The sequence below is a fragment of the Bacillus sp. 41-22 genome, from assembly GCF_025809295.1.
In the GTDB taxonomy this organism is placed as follows: Bacteria; Bacillota; Bacilli; order Bacillales; family Bacillaceae_G; genus Bacillus_A; species Bacillus_A mycoides.
Window position 1 is genome coordinate 2,146,990 of sequence record NZ_CP084035.1, and the last position, 17,180, is coordinate 2,164,169.

The window sequence follows — 17,180 nt, forward strand, 5'->3', positions numbered from 1 at the left end:
ACTAATATCAATGCCAATTAATACTTGATTGATGAGACATGATTAAAAGTTCACTTTATTTGCAAACGAAAAAGAATCTTTATTTTTAACAAATTTTTTATGATCTGGAACGGTTTGAATTGCTACAACTTGCGAATCTCTTGCTTTCAGTGCATCTTGAATCCCGATTGTCATAAGCTTAATAAAAAGAATCGTAATAAAGAATGAAACGAGAGTATAAAAAATAATCCACCATGAAAGATGCATTTCATAACGATTTAATCCAATAAGACCTGCCCAATCATTAGATAGAGAAACAGGTTTGGGTACTCCATCATAGAGTTCCCGCATTTGTATCCCGCCAATTACAATGTTAAGCAACGCTAAATGGATAACGAGTATGAGTGCTTGGACGATATGTTCCATGAATAACACAAATAAGCGATCAAGTAATAAGACTCGTAAATGTTTTTTGATAATATGAAAACGGCTAGCACCCAGTAATTGTGAACTTAAAATGTAATCTCGTTTCATAAATTCATCAACCTCAGAGGAGATATATAAAGAAAGTGTAGGTAGAGCGACGAAAATAAGTACGAGAACTTGATAAAACGTAAATGAAATATTTGGATCTAATCTATCAGCATTTGATGTAATTACAATATTAACGGGCGTGATGAGTATGAATGCGATAAATAGAGTTGGGATATAATAAAAAACTTCTGAGCATGCCTGGAAAAATCTCTTGAATCTTGGAGCGTATAAACTTAAGAGGATTCCTATACATGTTCCGCATAAAATTCGAAAGAAGCTAATTGCCACGGCTAATAAAATGGTGAATTTTGCTCCTTCTACAATTTGTAAGAAAACAGACTCTCCAAAACGATCAGATCCAAAAGGTGGCATTAACGATGGCGAAAAGGGGGCCTTTCCAAGTAATTCGTTATTGTCATTGTAAAGTAACTGAGGAGGTTTTGGGATGTTATCTTTAAAGAACCAACTATAAATAAAACTAGCTGAAACAAGTATGAATAGATAAGTAAACCCGATTAAAAATCGTTTTGATTTCCAAATAGATTTCATAATGCTGCTCCTTTCAATTGCTTTTGCCATCTATTCATCATGAATGAGATTATTTGAAAAATGGCATAAAACGGTAAAATAATCATAACAAGTATGATAAATGCAGCTGGAGGTGATATAAACGCCTTCTTAAATAAAAATTGAATAATGCCTTCCATATTAAAAACAAATTCTAAAATGAATAAGTTAGAAAGTAAGAAAACAAAAATCGTTTTTAAATGGTGAAAGAAGTGGATAGATATATTTTTGAATAAATGAATGCATAGTATATAACTTGATGAAAGTCCTTTTCCATATGCAACCTCTACGTAATGTTTTTCATGTTCTTCTTTTATGTATAACACCATCATCCGAAACATTTGTAATGTAGGTAAGACTGCTAAAGATAAAATAGGGAGTAAATAAGCTCGATTTTCATTAAAAGAAATAATGGTGACAGGAGATTCCCCGAATTTCTGAAGTACCCATATGAAAAATATTTGCAAACAAATCATCATCATCATATCAGGGACAGCTTCTAATATGAACACAATTCGGTTTATCCATTTTTTTATATAATCTTTTGCTAAAAAATAAAAAAATGCCATACTAGATGATAGAAAGAGTGCAAGCAAAAAGGCTATAAATAATACAGTAAATGAATATAGGTAGGGTTCTAAAACAGTTGGAAATAATGGTGTCTTTTTGAAATGACCAAATTTCGGGTCTGATCCTATAACTACTAATGATTCAGGGGAGAAAACCTGTTTTAACATAGTAACGATCTGATTAAAAAAATGAATTGGTTGAAAAGTGAATCCCTGTTGAGTGATAAATAAATAAGGTAAATTTAGTAATAGTAAGAGTGATAAAAGAATTGATGAAAGTTTTATTGTGAATTGAGATATTTTATATAACATTAAATCCCTCCGACATCTTTTTACAACATTATACAATAAAATTTATCTTTTGTTTTGATTTTTCAGAAAAATATAAATACTATTAGATTTTATAGTATGGGACATATATTTACAAGGTAAAAAAGTGATAGTAGGGAGCCACGCCCTATGTCCATCAAGCTAAGAAAACGAGAACTTATATATTATTATCTTTAGGTGGAGGGGAAAGAATGTTTGATAAATTAAAAAGGTTATTTAAAAAAGATAAAGAGAATGATTAAGAAGATGAGAGGTACATTTTGGTTTGAAAAAAATTTTCTTTTCATAACTTGATTTATGAAAAAATATTTTATATACTAATTCATGTAAACGGTTTACTAGATCGTATTTTGCTAGAAACGAAGGGAAGGTTCGCATGGAAACAAGGGGGAGAGTAATCGGGGTTGACATCGGTACCACAAGTACGAAAACGGTTGTATTCACTGAAAAAGGAAAAGTCGTTGCTTCACATGCAATTGATTATCCAATTATTCAACCGAAGGTCGGATGGGCTGAGCAAGATCCTGATGTAATATGTGCTGCTGTATATAAAACTGTAAGCGTTGCCATCGAAAAGTGTAATGTGTCACCGGAAGATATTTCTTCAATCGGTATTAGTACAGCAATGCACGCCTTAATTGCAGTAGATGAAAACGGTGCGCCGTTAACGCGCTCTATTATTTGGGCAGATAATAGAAGCACAAAGCAATCAGAAAAACTATTACAACAAATGAATGGTCATGACATTTATAGAAGAACTGGTACACCGATTCATCCGATGTCACCACTTTCTAAATTACTGTGGATGAAAGAAGAAGAAACGGAGTTATTCATAACTGCGTATAAATTTATTTCCATTAAAGAGTATGTCATTTATCAATTATTCTCACGCTATGTAGTTGATCATTCAATTGCATCAGCTACTGGGTTATTTAATTTAGAAACATTAAACTGGGATGAAGATGTTTTAACTATGTTAAATATGTCACCAGAACAATTATCAACACCTGTACCAACTACATATATTTTATCGGGAATGAAACCGGAATTAGCACAAAAGATGGGCATTCATGAAGATACTCCAGTTGTTATTGGTGCGAGTGATGGTGTTCTTGCAAATGTAGGTGTCGGTGCAATATCGCCTGGTTCAGCTGCAATTACGATTGGAACAAGTGGTGCAGTTCGAACAATTTCATCAAATGTCAATACAGATGAAAAGGGAAGAACGTTTTGTTACGCATTAACAGATGAGCACTGGGTGATCGGCGGACCAACGAATAACGGCGGAATATTACTTAGATGGTTACGTGATGAATTTGGTAGCCCAGAGCAAGAGGTAGCAAGAAAGCTTGGAATTGATCCTTATGATTTATTAATTAAGTATGCAGAAAGTGTACCAGCTGGAGCAGATGGATTACTATTTTTACCGTTTCTATCTGGAGAACGTGCACCCTACTGGAATGCAAATGCTCGAGGTACATTCTTCGGGATAAACCTTCAGCATAAACGTGAACATTTCATACGTGCAGTTATGGAAGGTGTTTGTATGAGTGTGTATTCAGTAGCACTTGCCATTCGAGATTGTACAGGGCCACTTACTGAAATACGTGTTTCAGGTGGCTTTGCGAAATCTGCATTTTGGAGACAAATGTTATCTGACATGATGGGGAAAGAATTGCTTGTTCCAGAAAGTCATGAAGCATCTGCGCTTGGGGCAGCAGCACTTGCTTTGTATGCAATTGGGAAAATTGATTCTCTTGAAGAGGTGAAGGATTGGATTGATATTGTCCATCACCATGTACCGAATAAAGAAAATACGGCTTTATATTTAGAGCTGTTTTATATGTATGAACGACTTTACAATCGTTTGAAAGAAGAATTTGATTGTATAGCTGCTTTCCAACGTAAACAATAGGGGGATTGGGAGAAATGGTAGTTGGGATCGTACTAGCGGCTGTTGTTATATTACTTTTACTAATTACGGTAGTAAAATGGCATCCATTTGTCGCGTTAATTTTAACAGCAATCGGAGTTGGGCTAGCAATGGGGATGCCCTTAATTGGAACTTCACCACAACATCCGGGGATTATCGATTCTATTAAATTAGGTCTTGGTAATACGTTAGGGTTTTTAGCGATTGTTTTAGCTTTAGGAACAATGCTTGGAAAAATGATGGCTGAGTCTGGCGGTGCTGAACGAATTGCAAACACATTAATTGGACGTTTTGGGAAAAAGCGTGTTCACTGGGCAATGATGTTCGTTGCATTTTTAGTAGGGATTCCGGTGTTTTTCCAAGTTGGATTTGTACTATTAATTCCGTTAGTATTTACAATTGCGTTAGAAACAGGGGTATCACTTATTACAATCGGAATTCCGCTAGTAGCAGGTCTTTCGGTTGTACACGGACTTGTTCCACCGCATCCAGCAGCAATGGCAGCGGTAGGTATATTTAAAGCAGATGTAGGGAAGACAATTTTATATGCATTAATTGTCGGACTTCCAACTGCAATAATTTCAGGTCCGCTTTATGGGAAATGGATCGGTGCTCGTATACATAAAGAAGTACCATTAGAAATAGCGGAGCAATTTATTGAAAGAGATAAGAAGAAGGAACTTCCTAGTTTCGGAAATACATTGTTTACTATTTTACTTCCAGTATTTCTTATGCTTGGTGCATCCATTGCGGAAGTAGCGTTAAGCAAAACGAGTCAACTTGCACAAGTATTGCACTTTATTGGAGATCCAATAGTCGCATTATTAATTGCAACGATATATTCTTTCTTTAGTCTTGGCTATGCAAAAGGATTTTCTAAAGACAAAGTCTTACAATTTACAAACGATTGCTTAGGTCCGATTGCAAACATACTGTTAGTTATCGGTGCAGGGGGCGCATTTAATAAAGTGTTATTAGATTCTGGGATCGGAACTACAATTGCGGAGATGGCGAAAGAATCGCATATTTCACCGATATTATTAGGTTGGGGAATTGCTGCACTTATCCGAGTTGCAACGGGATCGGCTACTGTTTCTATGATGACAGCAGCTGGAATTGTAGCACCGATTGCAGCAAGTACACCAGGAGTAAATGTAGAGTTACTGGCACTTGCAACAGGAGCAGGGTCATTAATTTTATCGCATGTAAATGATTCAGGATTTTGGATGATTAAAGAGTATTTCGGAATGACTGTGAAAGAAACATTATTAACATGGACTGCAATGGAGACAATATTATCTGTTGTAGCACTTGGGCTAATTTCGTTATTAAATATATTTGTATAGAATGGGAGATTGATTAATATGAAACTAGGTTTAATTGGATTAGGAAAAATGGGATTCCCATTAGCTGAACACTTACATGAAGACAAGCATGAAGTAGTTGTATACGATGTAAATAATGAGCTTGTTGAAAAGGCAGGGGAATTAGGGATTACTGCCCGTCATACGTTAAAAGAAATGATTGCTGAACTAGAAGCACCTCGTACAATTTGGGTAATGGTACCTGCAGGAGAAGTTGTCGAGTCAGTACTAAAAGATGTATATCCATTATTAGAGGAAGGCGATATCGTTATTGAAGGCGGAAATTCATTCTATAAAGATACGTTACGCCGTGCTGAAGAAGCGAAAAGCTTTGGTTTACATTATGTAGATATCGGTACATCAGGCGGTGTGGAAGGAGCTAGATACGGTGCTTGCTTAATGGTTGGTGGAGAAAAAGAAATTTATGATCAACTAGAACCTTTATTTAAAGATTTAGCAGTAGAAAATGGTTATTCATATGCAGGTCGCGTCGGTAGTGGGCATTTCTTAAAAATGGTTCATAACGGTATTGAATACGGAATGATGCAAGCAATCGCTGAAGGATTTGAAGTACTAGATAAAAGTGATTTTGATTTCAATTATGAAGATGTTGCAAAAGTATGGGCGAACGGATCAGTTATCCGTGGTTGGTTAATGGACTTAACTGAAAAAGCATTTGCAGATGATCCAAAACTTGATGGCATTAAAGGTGTAATGAACTCTTCAGGAGAAGGGAAATGGACTGTTGAAACTGCGCTTGAATTACAAGCAGCGGCACCAGTTATCGCTATGTCATTATTTATGCGCTACCGTTCACAAGAAGATGATACATTCCACGGAAAAGTGGTTTCTGCACTTCGTAATCAATTCGGTGGACATGAGGTTGTGAAAAAATAGGAAATATTAGTTTTGTGAAACTCATACGAAAGTATGAGTTTTTTTTATTTCTCATACTATTTAATGAAAGTTTTTCCCTCTTTTTACTGTGTTTTGTATAGAAATTTCTGATAATATATAAATGTAACTTGAAAACAAAGGGGAGAAATAATTATGAAACTAGTCGTTATTAACGGTACACCAAGAAAGTTCGGTAGAACTCGCGTTGTGGCAAAATATATTGCAGAGCAATTTGAAGGGGAGTTATACGATTTAGCAGTAGCGGAATTGCCTTTATATAATGGAGAAGAATCACAACGTGAATTAGAGGCAGTAAAAAAATTAAAAGCTTTAGTGAAAGCTGCGGATGGAGTAGTACTATGTACACCGGAATATCATAATGCGATGAGTGGAGCGCTGAAAAATTCGTTAGATTACTTAAGTAGCAGTGAATTCATCCATAAGCCTGTCGCATTACTAGCAGTTGCTGGAGGAGGTAAAGGGGGAATAAACGCATTAAATAGTATGCGCACTGTCGCTAGAGGCGTTTACGCAAACGCAATTCCAAAACAAGTCGTGCTTGATGGATTACATGTGCAAGATAGTGAACTTGGAGAAGATGCAAAACCATTAATTCATGATTTAGTTAAAGAATTAAAAGCATATATGAGCGTATATAAAGAGGTGAAAAAACAATTAGGAGTTGAGTGATATGTCCTCTCTTTATCATGATTCTCGCTTGTATTACATTCTAGGCGCCAATAGTTTATCTGCTATTGGCTCTGGGATTGTTATGATAACGATTCCGTGGCTATTGATTAAGGAAAGTGGGGGAGAGACAACGTTTGGGTATATTTCTATCGTTGCAACTCTCATCATGTTTTTACTAACACCATTCATTGGGCAAAGCATTGATCGTTTTTCAAGAAAATCTTTATTGTTATGTAACGAAGGTATCGGGATAGCCATTATAGGAATGATGGCCATTTGGGGATTTGCTGGGCAATCATACAATTCTATTCATTACATTATTATTTATATAGCAGGTTCTTTCTATTATCTATTATTCTATCCCACAATATTTGCATTTAACCAAGAAATATTTCAATCAGAGCATTATAAAAGTTTAAGTGGCACGATGGAAATACAAGGACAATTAACGCAAGTTATTTCAGGTGCAGCTGCTAGCTTTTTAATTGAGATTATTTCTTTGAAATGGATCTTGTTAGTGGATATGTTAACTTTTGCAGGAGCATTTTTCCTGTTCTTATGTATACCATATGTAAAGAAAAAAGAAGTAAAAGGGAAAGTAACCTTTAAGAAGCAATTGTTCGAAGGAATTCACTTTATGAAAAAGCGCCCTAAGTTATTTTGGTTTTTACTCGCGACTTATATGCCGTTTATCGGTGTCATGATGGCAAATTATTTAATCCCAGTATATATTTCAGATATACTCAAAGCTAGTGCCTCTGTATACGCAATTGAAGGTATGATGTACGGTGTCGGAGCGGTTCTTGCAGGAATAAGTATTCCAATCATGATGAAATATGTCAAAACAGAAGTTTCAATCGTTATGACGATGTTCATTTATGTAATTTCAATTACCGTAATGATTATTGAGCCTTCCATTATGTTATTATATGGACTAGCGATTTTTCATGCGATTGGAAATGCTGGAACGAGAGTGGCGAGAAATGTATTGATGATGGAAGAAATTCCAAATGAAGTAATGGGACGTGTGGACAGCTTATTTCGATTAATTGGCACAGGAATTCGAATTGTATTATTAATGTTGTTTACGGCAGGCGTATCTAAAGCAGGGGTGATGATCCCGTTTTATGTACTGAGCTGTATATTGATCCTATCATTAGGGATTGCTTTTTATTATGTAATTTCAAAACGTAAAACGGAAGCGAATGTGTCTAATAAATCAATTGTTTAAAAAATACTTCTGCCTCCTTTTCTTTTTCTATATAATAAAAAGAAAGGGAGTGTTAACTTATTTATGAACAAATGGATATTGCTTATAATCTTATTACTACCTCCGCTATACATCATTTATATGACGTTTCGAATGAATAAAGTTGCTCGTGAAACATTGAGTAATCACTCTCCATACGTTCTTATATTAGGTGCAAAGTTATTTGGAGATAGACCGTCTTTATCTCTTCAAAATCGTTTGGATATAGCGTTGGAATATTTACATGCTCACCCTGAGGTGAAAGTAATTGTTTCAGGTGGTCAAGGGGAAGATGAAGATATACCGGAAGCTCACAGTATGAGAAACTATTTAATGGTACATGGTATAGATGAGAATCGTATTTTAATTGAAGACCGCTCTACAAATACGTATGAAAATTTAAAGTTTAGTATGGATTTATATGATGTAAAGCATGCGGTAGTTGTAAGTAATACGTATCATTTATATCGAACGAAAATAATTGCAAAGCGTTTAGGGATAAAGATGGAAGCTTTGGCTGCTGAAACACCGAGACGCTCTAAGAAAAAAGCGTATGTGCGTGAATATGCTGCAATTATGAAAACAATATTGTTCGACCGTTAGAGCTCAAATGAGAGCTCTTTTTTTGTATAATAAAGCGTATCATTTGAAATGAATGCTATATTCCATCAAAATAAAGGAAACAACATGAAAGGAGTTGTGTCTGTGATTCAATTTAATCATGTGTCAAAAGCGTATGAAGATGGCACAAAAGCAGTGGATTCATTACATTTAGAAATTAAAAAAGGAGAATTTTTTGTTCTCATTGGTCCGAGTGGTTGCGGGAAAACAACGACAATGAAGATGATTAACCGTTTAATTGAAACGACGGAAGGATCAATTTTAATCGATGGAAAAGATATTCAACAATATAACATAAACGAACTACGTTGGAATATAGGGTACGTGTTGCAGCAGATTGCGCTGTTTCCACATATGACAATTGCTGAAAATATTGCAGTTGTCCCTGAAATGAGAAAATGGACCAAAAAGGAAATAAAAGCACGTGTCGATGACTTGCTACAGATGGTTGGGCTCGATCCAGATGTATATCGTGATCGCATGCCAGATGAATTGTCGGGAGGACAGAAACAACGTGTTGGTGTCGTACGGGCATTAGCCGCAAACCCGAAAATTGTACTTATGGACGAACCATTTAGTGCGTTAGATCCGTTAAGTAGGGAGCAGCTTCAGAAGGATATCGTACAACTGCAAAAAAAGATTCAAAAAACAATCGTGTTTGTAACGCACGATATGCAAGAGGCTTTATCACTTGGTGATCGTATTTGTGTAATGAAAGAAGGAAAAGTTGTTCAATTAGATACACCAGAAGGAATTATACATAACCCGAAAAATGAGTTTGTAGAGGAGTTCATTGGAAATCGTGGACGACCTTGGTATGAGGGGAAGAGTATAGAAGAGGTATTGCCGCTAGACGAGGGTATACGAGTTGAAGGGAATGCTTTATCTTTACATTCGTCATTACAAGAAGCACTAGTCCGCTTACAAACTGAAGAGTCAGTGCCGGTTGAAGAGCATGGTCAATATGTTGGAGCGTTAACAAGTCGTCATATTGTCAATTACATTGTTGAACAAATGAAGGAAAGAGGCTAAACAGTGACTGATTTTATTCAAACGTTCCAAGAACGAAAAGTAGAATTGCTAAGTGCATTAAGTGAGCATTTACAAATATCGCTTATTTCACTATTTTTTGCAGTAATTATTGCAGTGCCGCTCGGCATTATATTAACGAGAAAAGAACGAATGGCTGAATTTATTATAGGGACTTCTGCTGTTATGCAGACAGTGCCCTCACTTGCTTTACTTGGACTATTAATTCCGTTAGTAGGAATTGGAAAACTGCCAGCTATAATCGCATTAGTTGTGTATGCACTATTACCTATTTTACGAAATACATATACAGGAATACGGGAATTAGATGAATCACTTATAGAAGCGGCGAGAGCTATGGGGATGAATAGCTGGAAAAGATTATGGAAGGTAGAGCTTCCGCTCGCATTGCCAATTATTATGGCTGGTATTCGTACAGCGATGGTATTAATTGTTGGAACGGCTACATTAGCTGCTTTAATAGGCGCTGGTGGGCTCGGTAAGCTCATATTATTAGGTATAGATCGAAATGACCATGCGCTTATCATTTTAGGGGCCGTACCAGCTGCGTTACTCGCTTTATTCTTTGATATAGTACTTCGCATACTTGAGAGCCCGAAACGCTCTTCTAAGCGCGTTATATTGACGATATGTATAGTTGTAGTAATGATAGCTGCTCCATTTCTTTGGAATACCGAAAAGAAAGACATAGTTATTGCTGGTAAACTTGGATCTGAACCAGAAATATTAATTCAAATGTACAAGCAACTTATTGAACAGGATACAGATTTACAAGTGGAATTAAAGCCAGGCCTTGGAAAAACAGCATTTGTATTCGAAGCGTTAAAATCAGGTGAAGTAGATATATACCCAGAATTTTCAGGTACAGCTTTATCTACTTTCGTGAAAGAAGAACCGAAAAGTACAAATCGTGATGAAGTATATGAACAAGCTCGTATTGGAATGGAAAAGAAATATAATATGGTTATGTTAAAGCCAATGGAGTATAACAATACATACGCACTAGCCATGCCGAAAAAAATAGCAGATCAAAATAACATAAATACAATTTCTGATTTAGGAAAAATTGCACAGGAAGCTAAAGTAGGATTTACATTAGAATTTGCTGATCGTGAAGATGGTTATAAAGGAATGCAAAAATTATATAACTATAAGTTTTCAAATGTTAAAACGATGGAACCGAAACTGCGCTATAGTGCAATACAATCGGGAGATGTTAACGTAATCGATGCATATTCAACAGATAGTGAATTGGAGCAATATGGGCTTAAAGTGCTAAAAGATGATAAAGGACTATTCCCGCCTTATCAAGGAGCACCATTATTAAGAAAAGAGACGTTACAGAAATATCCTGAACTCGAAAAAGTATTAAATGAATTATCTGGAAAGATTACAGATGAAGAAATGAGAAAAATGAATTATGAAGTAAATGTGAATGGGAAAAGTAGCGAAGAAGTCGCAAAACAATTTTTACAAAAAGAGAAGTTACTTCGTTAATTTTACAATAAATATACAATTTTATATGTATGAAATGACCGTTCATTACAAAATGAACGGTTTTTTTGTGCATACTTATACATTTTTTCAAAAAAGTATTCCATTTTTCTTCATTTTCTTTTAGAATAAGTAATGTTTTCCTGAAAAAATATAAGAGAAACGTCTATTAGAGAAAAAGGTGACTTTAATAGTTGAACGAACATAACACCTAGAATGACAGATGGGGTGGTACAAATAGAAAAGAAGTTAGGATTTTTTCCGTTAATCGCATTAGTAGTTGGAACGATGGTTGGTGGCGGTGTTTTTAGTTTACCGCATGATTTAGCAGTAGGAGCAAATAGTGGTGCAACGATAATTGGTTGGTGTATTACAGCAATGGGAATGATTCCACTTGCGCTCGTATATCAAACGTTAGCAAGACAAAAACCGGAGCTTGAGGGCGGAATTTATAGTTATGCACGAGCTGGATTCGGTGAATATATTGGTTTTAACAGTGCTTGGGGATACTGGCTAGCAGGGATTTTAGGGAATGTTGCAACAATTATGTTACTGTTTAGTACATTAGGTTACTTCTTCCCAATTTTTAAAGGCGGAAATAATGTTGCGTCAATCGTAGGTGCATCACTTTTATTATGGACATTGCATTTTCTAATTTTATTTGGAATTCGTGAAGCTTCCATTATGAATGTTATCGCAACGATTGGGAAATTAGTTCCGATTTTATTATTTATTGTCGTGATGGTAACAGCGTTTCGCTGGGATACATTTACACATGACTTTTGGGGCGAAGGAACTATCTCAGTTTCCTCTGTACTAGGTCAAGTGAAAAATACAATGCTTGTAACCCTTTGGGTGTTCATTGGGGTTGAAGGAGCAGTTGTATTATCAGGAAGAGCTAAAAATAGTAGAGACGTTGGAAAAGCGACAGTACTTGGACTTATTTTAGTAATGTCTATTTATATTTTAATTTCTGTTCTGTCAATGGGAGCCATGACAAGAAAAGAACTTTCAGTATTAGAGACTCCTTCAATGGGACATGTATTAGAACATGTTGTTGGGCCATGGGGTGCAATGGCAATTAATATTGGATTAGTTGCGTCACTTGTAGGTACATTAATTGGCTGGTTTTTACTTGTTTCTGAAATTTCTCACGTAGCAGGAAAAGACGGCGTGTTTCCGAAAGTCTTTACGAAAACAAATAAGAAACAAACGCCGCATATGGCATTGTGGATTTCAAATATCGTTGCCCAAACTATATTTATAATCGTTCTGTTTTCACAATCGACATATCAAATTATGTATTTTATTGCGTCAACATCTATATTACTGCCGTACTTATTATCAGCGCTATTTCAATTGAAATTAGTCATCACGAAAGAGCTGAAAGTTGCGAGAGTAAAAAATGGATTGTTAGCATTAATTGCTTCCCTATACTCTGTATGGTTAATTTATGCAGCTGGTTTAAAGAATTTATTGCTTGTTTCAATCGTATATGGCATTGGGATTCTCGTGTATATGTTTGCAAGAAAAGAAAAAGGGAATCGTTGTTTTGCAGGCAAAGAGCGATATGTGATGTGGGCAATTGTTATTGCAGCTATTACATCACTTTATATGTTACTGACAGGAACTATAAAAATGTAAAAGTCCTTTTAATTTAAAGGGCTTTTTTCCTTGTCTAGAGAATATTTAATACATAAGATATTCAGGAGGGATGAAAATGGAAGAAAAAGAACAGTTGTCTAGAATTATGGATTTAGCTAGTGATTTAAGGAAAGTATTAGTACAAGAATCTTTTTTTAATCATCATCCTGAACTTCGAGGCGTGATTGAAAATTTAGCGAGTTCTGTAGAGAATTTGGCGAGTTTGCAGCAAAATAAAGATGAAAATGCCGAAGATCGATTACGGTACGTACTTGCTAAAATGAAAATCGCTCATAATGCCATTTTACAAGAAAAAAAAGCATTTCCTTCTCATTAATATACGTTTTAATTTTGAACCTGACGGATGACGTCAGGTTTTTTATTTCTAGTTTTAGATTGTAGTTCATACAATAAGAATAGTATGAAAAAAAGAAGGTGACTACGTTGAAATTACATAAAGCTCTTCATCCAAGTTTTATAAAGCGAATGTATTATATGAGGTTTATTGGGAAGTTTGCAAAAGCTGAGGGAGAGAAGAATGGAGAAAATTTCTTTGTACAATGTCTTTCTTCAATACCTTTAACTTTACAAGAGTTATTTCCGACTGGAAAATATTTGTTTGAAGGATTATGCAGTAATAAAAAGAATGAAAAAATCTTTACTGATTTAAAGAAGCATAAATTAGAAAAGCAACTGGTTATGTTTCGTCTTTATTATGATCGTGGAAATTTATTTCTGGAATTAATATGCACAGAAGAGCCTCGGGAAATAGCATCTTCATATAAAGTGATTCCTTCACCAAAGGTCTCAAATTATAAAAAGAGAGCGTCTTTGGAACGGAAGTTAAGCAACGGTTATTTATCATTTCTTATGCCTAAATTACCAAAAGACTTTGAGCCTCCAGAATTATTGTGGCATGAAGGAAGGCTATATGGAAATTTATCGTTAAAATCATCAATAAGTTCAATTTCATATTTTGAGCAAAGAAAAGAATGCAAATATATTGAAATAAACGATTGGATGAAACATGTAGAAATAGCAGTAGATGATCATTTATATTTTGTAAGTGAAAATGTGTATGACCAACTAAATAAACGAATTGCTGAAGAAGGTAAGTTAGTTGAAGTAGAAGATATTAAAATGCAAAAGGATGACTGGGAATGGGATGAGCGTGAATCCTCTTTTTTGCAGTATGTACAAAGTATGGTTCGTAATAAAGGGTTATATTTGGATGATACAGATATATATAATTTTCACATTAGTATTAAAACCAATATGTTAACAATTGTTGGTGGTATACCAGGTGTTGGGAAATCACGCTTTGTGCAAGCTTATGCAGAATCACTTGGTTTACGTTATGGGGAAGAATTAATTTGGATTCCGATTTCACCATCGTATCAAGAACCACATGATATTCTCGGTTACCTTCATCCGAATGGTAATTTTATTGAAAGTGAAACGAAGTTAGTTCGGACATTGTTAAAGGCTAAAGAAAATCCAAATCAATTGTATATAATTGTGTTCGATGAAATGAACATGTCACATATTGAGCATTGGTTTACTCCGTTTCTATCCGTTCTTCAACTTGAAAAGAAAAATCGTATTTTGAGTTTGTATGAGAAAGTACAAGAAATAGAAAATCAAATTCCACCTTCAGTGGAAATTGGTGAGAATATTATTTTCGTAGGCACTGTAAATTTTGATGAAACGACGAAAGAGCTTTCCGATCGATTATTAGATCGAACAAATTTGATTACATTACAAAAAATTCCGTTTTGCGAGATGAGTATAGAACATGAGAAAGTTGTTCAGCAACCTCCGCTGAAAGTAACAACGGGAGAATTTCGACTCAATTGGTTTAGGAATAAAGAGATGATCGAAGTGTATACTGAAGAGGAATTAGAGTTATTGGATAAGTTACATGATGTATTATCATCACACGATATATCAAAAGGAATTTCTTTCCGATGTGCAAGCGCAATCGCTACGTATTTGCAAAATATACCGTTCCAAAATAATCAGTCTTATATGATTAGCAGGGAAGAAGGTTTTGATTTGCAAATAAAGCAGCGTGTATTAACGAAATTAAGGGGGACAGAAATGACAGTGGGCCCTCTACTTTCTGAAGAAGCAAAAAGGGGAGCGACATTGATACCACTTTTACAGTCTCCGCTTGCAAATCGTGTATCTACATTTGAACATTCTTTAGCTTATATAAGACAAAAGCGTAGAGAACTGGAGCTGTATGGCTATGCAAAATGAGGAGCGTTATGAAACAGCAATCGTCGATACGAAAGAAACGCTCCCGTTTGTATTGAAGCTAATTATTGGTACTGAGGGGAAAGGCGATTTTATCCTTTTAAACCGGCTTTGTACGTCTACTACAGCATTAGTTCAATGTATTTATAAAGTACAGGAATTAAAACCACTGAAATTACATTTCCATTATCAAAATCCAATGGACATTACATTCATATGGAATAAAGTATATGAGGGACAAAAGAATATAAAAGAGTCACAATATGAATTAAATGAAAAAAAACAAAGAGTATTAGTGTATGAACATGGAAAAACTGAATTTTTTTATCCGTGGCGCTGTGGCTTATACCATTTTGAAGTGCGTATAGAAGATAAAACTTATTATGGTGCGTTTCAAGTGGTTCCTAAAAACTTTTTTGATGACCAATTTGAAATGATTCAAGATTATGTGAAGTCAATTTTAAACGAGTTAATTTTAGATAGAGGTTATTACAAGAAAACTTTCTCAGCACTTAGCGATATTGAAGATTCTTCTTATTTGGTATTGTTAAGAAAGTTGCCACAAAAAATGAAAAGAATAAAACAAATTTTTAAAAAAGTAGAATCGAATGCGGAATTTGTACACGAATATGAATGGGAAACGAAAGCGCGGAAGACAACGAGAAAAACTGCCATTATGACAGAAAGAAAGCTTTATGCGAAATATTACAACCGTAAATTTAAGGAGCAAAAAAATAGTATTGAAAATGCATTTCTTAAATTTAAAACGATGCAATTCTATTATTATTTACTTGAAGCAGAAATTTTTGTACGTAAAACTATTGAAATATTAGAAGGAGAAAAGAAGAAAAAGTCAGATGAATTTCAAGCTGTTAAAACAATTATGAAAACGATTGAACGAAATGGATCCGTGACGGATAGGGAAAAACAAAAATATAGAAATCTACATTTACTGAAAGAAGCAGATTTACGGAAAAGTTCTGTGAAAATACAAGAATATAAAATATTAGCTCATATCGTATATGAAAGTGTGCAATACTTTCGAAATTTATTGTATTCTCCATTTTGGAGGGAAGTTTCTGAAACAGCTACCATTAATTCGAACACTTTATCTATACCGCATCAACAATTAATCCACCATTTAGAATTGTTACCGCAACATACGGAGCAACCCCCATCTTTATTATTCGTATATAAACCAACGTTTTTAGTGTATGAGTATTACGCTTTTTTTATCGTTATTTCTATATTGGAACAAATCGGATTTGAAGATAAGAATCCTATTCGTGAACAAATACAAGAACATTTTTATTTAGACGGATTACAAGATGGAACGACAGTGATTTTACATCGAGATGATATAAAAGTGCACGTCGCGTTTAATGATTTAATTGAAACACACCCTCTTATTGCACTAAGCAAAGGAAGTAATTTTTATAACGGAGAGGACACAAAGAAGCCGGATATTCGTTTAGATTGTTATGTAAAGGAAGAAGAGAAGTATGTATATAAATCTTCTATTATTATCGAAGTGAAATACAGCCCTATGTACAATATTTTTCAGCCTGTCGGTAATACGAAAGCAACGGAGCAAATGTATAAATACTGGTCTATTAAGTATGTAGAAGAACAGAATGGTAAACGAATTTTTAAGCGAAGAGCGATTTATGAAGTGATTTGTGCATATCCAGGTAGCCATATGCATAGTAAAAAAATTGAATCTGGATGTGGAGTGTTTTTACAACTATATCCATATAAAACGAAACAAGGAGAAGAGAAGTTGGCTGGGAAGCATGGGATGATTCAAATTTTTGAGAAATGGTTAAAAAGTAATAAAATGTAAAAGAAATCCTTTTTAATGAAGGATTTCTTTAGGTTAAGAAGAATTATATGCAGTACGGAAAGACACATTATACGGTTCGAACTTGATAGTGATTATCATTTTTTATTAGAGTAATTGAATCTTGTTATGTTTGTAACAGTATGGGGAATTAAGGGGT

Annotated in this window: 14 protein-coding genes; 12 read left to right on the top strand and 2 right to left on the bottom strand. The window is 34.8% G+C overall.

Going from position 1 to position 17,180, the window contains the following annotated elements:
* Positions 1 to 42: 42 nt before the first annotated feature.
* Both LCF45_RS11020 and LCF45_RS11025 read right to left on the bottom strand, forming a co-directional pair.
* A complete protein-coding gene (locus tag LCF45_RS11020; protein WP_002127221.1) occupies positions 43 to 1,062 on the bottom strand; it encodes an ABC transporter permease in 1,020 nt (339 codons plus the stop codon).
* Positions 1,059 to 1,961: an ABC transporter permease subunit gene (locus LCF45_RS11025; protein WP_002127222.1), complete on the bottom strand. Its 903-nt coding sequence runs from the start codon at positions 1,959 to 1,961 to the stop codon at positions 1,059 to 1,061. The genes LCF45_RS11020 and LCF45_RS11025 overlap by 4 nt, the downstream gene beginning before the upstream one ends.
* A gap of 394 nt (positions 1,962 to 2,355) precedes the next feature.
* Here LCF45_RS11025 and gntK point away from each other — a divergent pair, with 394 nt between their 5' ends.
* The 12 genes from gntK to LCF45_RS11085 all read left to right on the top strand — a co-directional run bounded on the left by gntK (position 2,356) and on the right by LCF45_RS11085 (position 17,023).
* The gene (gene gntK / locus LCF45_RS11030) at positions 2,356 to 3,894 is read left to right on the top strand and encodes a gluconokinase (RefSeq protein WP_263894806.1); all 1,539 of its coding nucleotides are present in this window, start codon (positions 2,356 to 2,358) and stop codon (positions 3,892 to 3,894) included.
* Between the two features lie 14 nt (positions 3,895 to 3,908).
* Positions 3,909 to 5,258 carry a GntP family permease gene (locus LCF45_RS11035; protein ID WP_000260210.1) on the top strand — a complete coding sequence of 450 codons (1,350 nt, stop codon included), beginning with the start codon at positions 3,909 to 3,911 and terminating at the stop codon, positions 5,256 to 5,258.
* A gap of 18 nt (positions 5,259 to 5,276) precedes the next feature.
* Positions 5,277 to 6,173: a phosphogluconate dehydrogenase (NAD(+)-dependent, decarboxylating) gene (gene gnd / locus LCF45_RS11040; protein WP_002127226.1), complete on the top strand. Its 897-nt coding sequence runs from the start codon at positions 5,277 to 5,279 to the stop codon at positions 6,171 to 6,173.
* 153 nt (positions 6,174 to 6,326) lie between these two features.
* Positions 6,327 to 6,863, top strand: a complete 537-nt coding sequence (locus LCF45_RS11045) for an NADPH-dependent FMN reductase (RefSeq protein ID WP_002031805.1) — start codon at positions 6,327 to 6,329, stop codon at positions 6,861 to 6,863.
* Position 6,864: 1 nt separating this feature from the next.
* Positions 6,865 to 8,094: an MFS transporter gene (locus LCF45_RS11050; protein WP_002127227.1), complete on the top strand. Its 1,230-nt coding sequence runs from the start codon at positions 6,865 to 6,867 to the stop codon at positions 8,092 to 8,094.
* Positions 8,095 to 8,157: 63 nt separating this feature from the next.
* Positions 8,158 to 8,715: a YdcF family protein gene (locus LCF45_RS11055; protein WP_002127228.1), complete on the top strand. Its 558-nt coding sequence runs from the start codon at positions 8,158 to 8,160 to the stop codon at positions 8,713 to 8,715.
* A gap of 102 nt (positions 8,716 to 8,817) precedes the next feature.
* Positions 8,818 to 9,765 (top strand): ABC transporter ATP-binding protein, encoded by a 948-nt coding sequence (locus LCF45_RS11060; RefSeq protein WP_033709046.1) that lies wholly within the window; start codon positions 8,818 to 8,820, stop codon positions 9,763 to 9,765.
* Between the two features lie 3 nt (positions 9,766 to 9,768).
* Positions 9,769 to 11,280: an ABC transporter permease/substrate-binding protein gene (locus LCF45_RS11065; RefSeq protein ID WP_002127232.1), complete on the top strand. Its 1,512-nt coding sequence runs from the start codon at positions 9,769 to 9,771 to the stop codon at positions 11,278 to 11,280.
* A 213-nt stretch (positions 11,281 to 11,493) separates the two neighbouring features.
* Positions 11,494 to 12,921, top strand: coding sequence for a basic amino acid/polyamine antiporter (locus tag LCF45_RS11070; RefSeq protein ID WP_002085826.1), 1,428 nt, complete (start codon positions 11,494 to 11,496; stop codon positions 12,919 to 12,921).
* 76 nt (positions 12,922 to 12,997) lie between these two features.
* Positions 12,998 to 13,258 carry a hypothetical protein gene (locus tag LCF45_RS11075; RefSeq protein WP_002085825.1) on the top strand — a complete coding sequence of 87 codons (261 nt, stop codon included), beginning with the start codon at positions 12,998 to 13,000 and terminating at the stop codon, positions 13,256 to 13,258.
* A gap of 107 nt (positions 13,259 to 13,365) precedes the next feature.
* Positions 13,366 to 15,183 carry an AAA family ATPase gene (locus LCF45_RS11080; protein ID WP_002012669.1) on the top strand — a complete coding sequence of 606 codons (1,818 nt, stop codon included), beginning with the start codon at positions 13,366 to 13,368 and terminating at the stop codon, positions 15,181 to 15,183.
* The gene (locus LCF45_RS11085) at positions 15,173 to 17,023 is read left to right on the top strand and encodes a hypothetical protein (protein ID WP_087995730.1); all 1,851 of its coding nucleotides are present in this window, start codon (positions 15,173 to 15,175) and stop codon (positions 17,021 to 17,023) included. The genes LCF45_RS11080 and LCF45_RS11085 overlap by 11 nt, the downstream gene beginning before the upstream one ends.
* Positions 17,024 to 17,180: the final 157 nt, after the last annotated feature.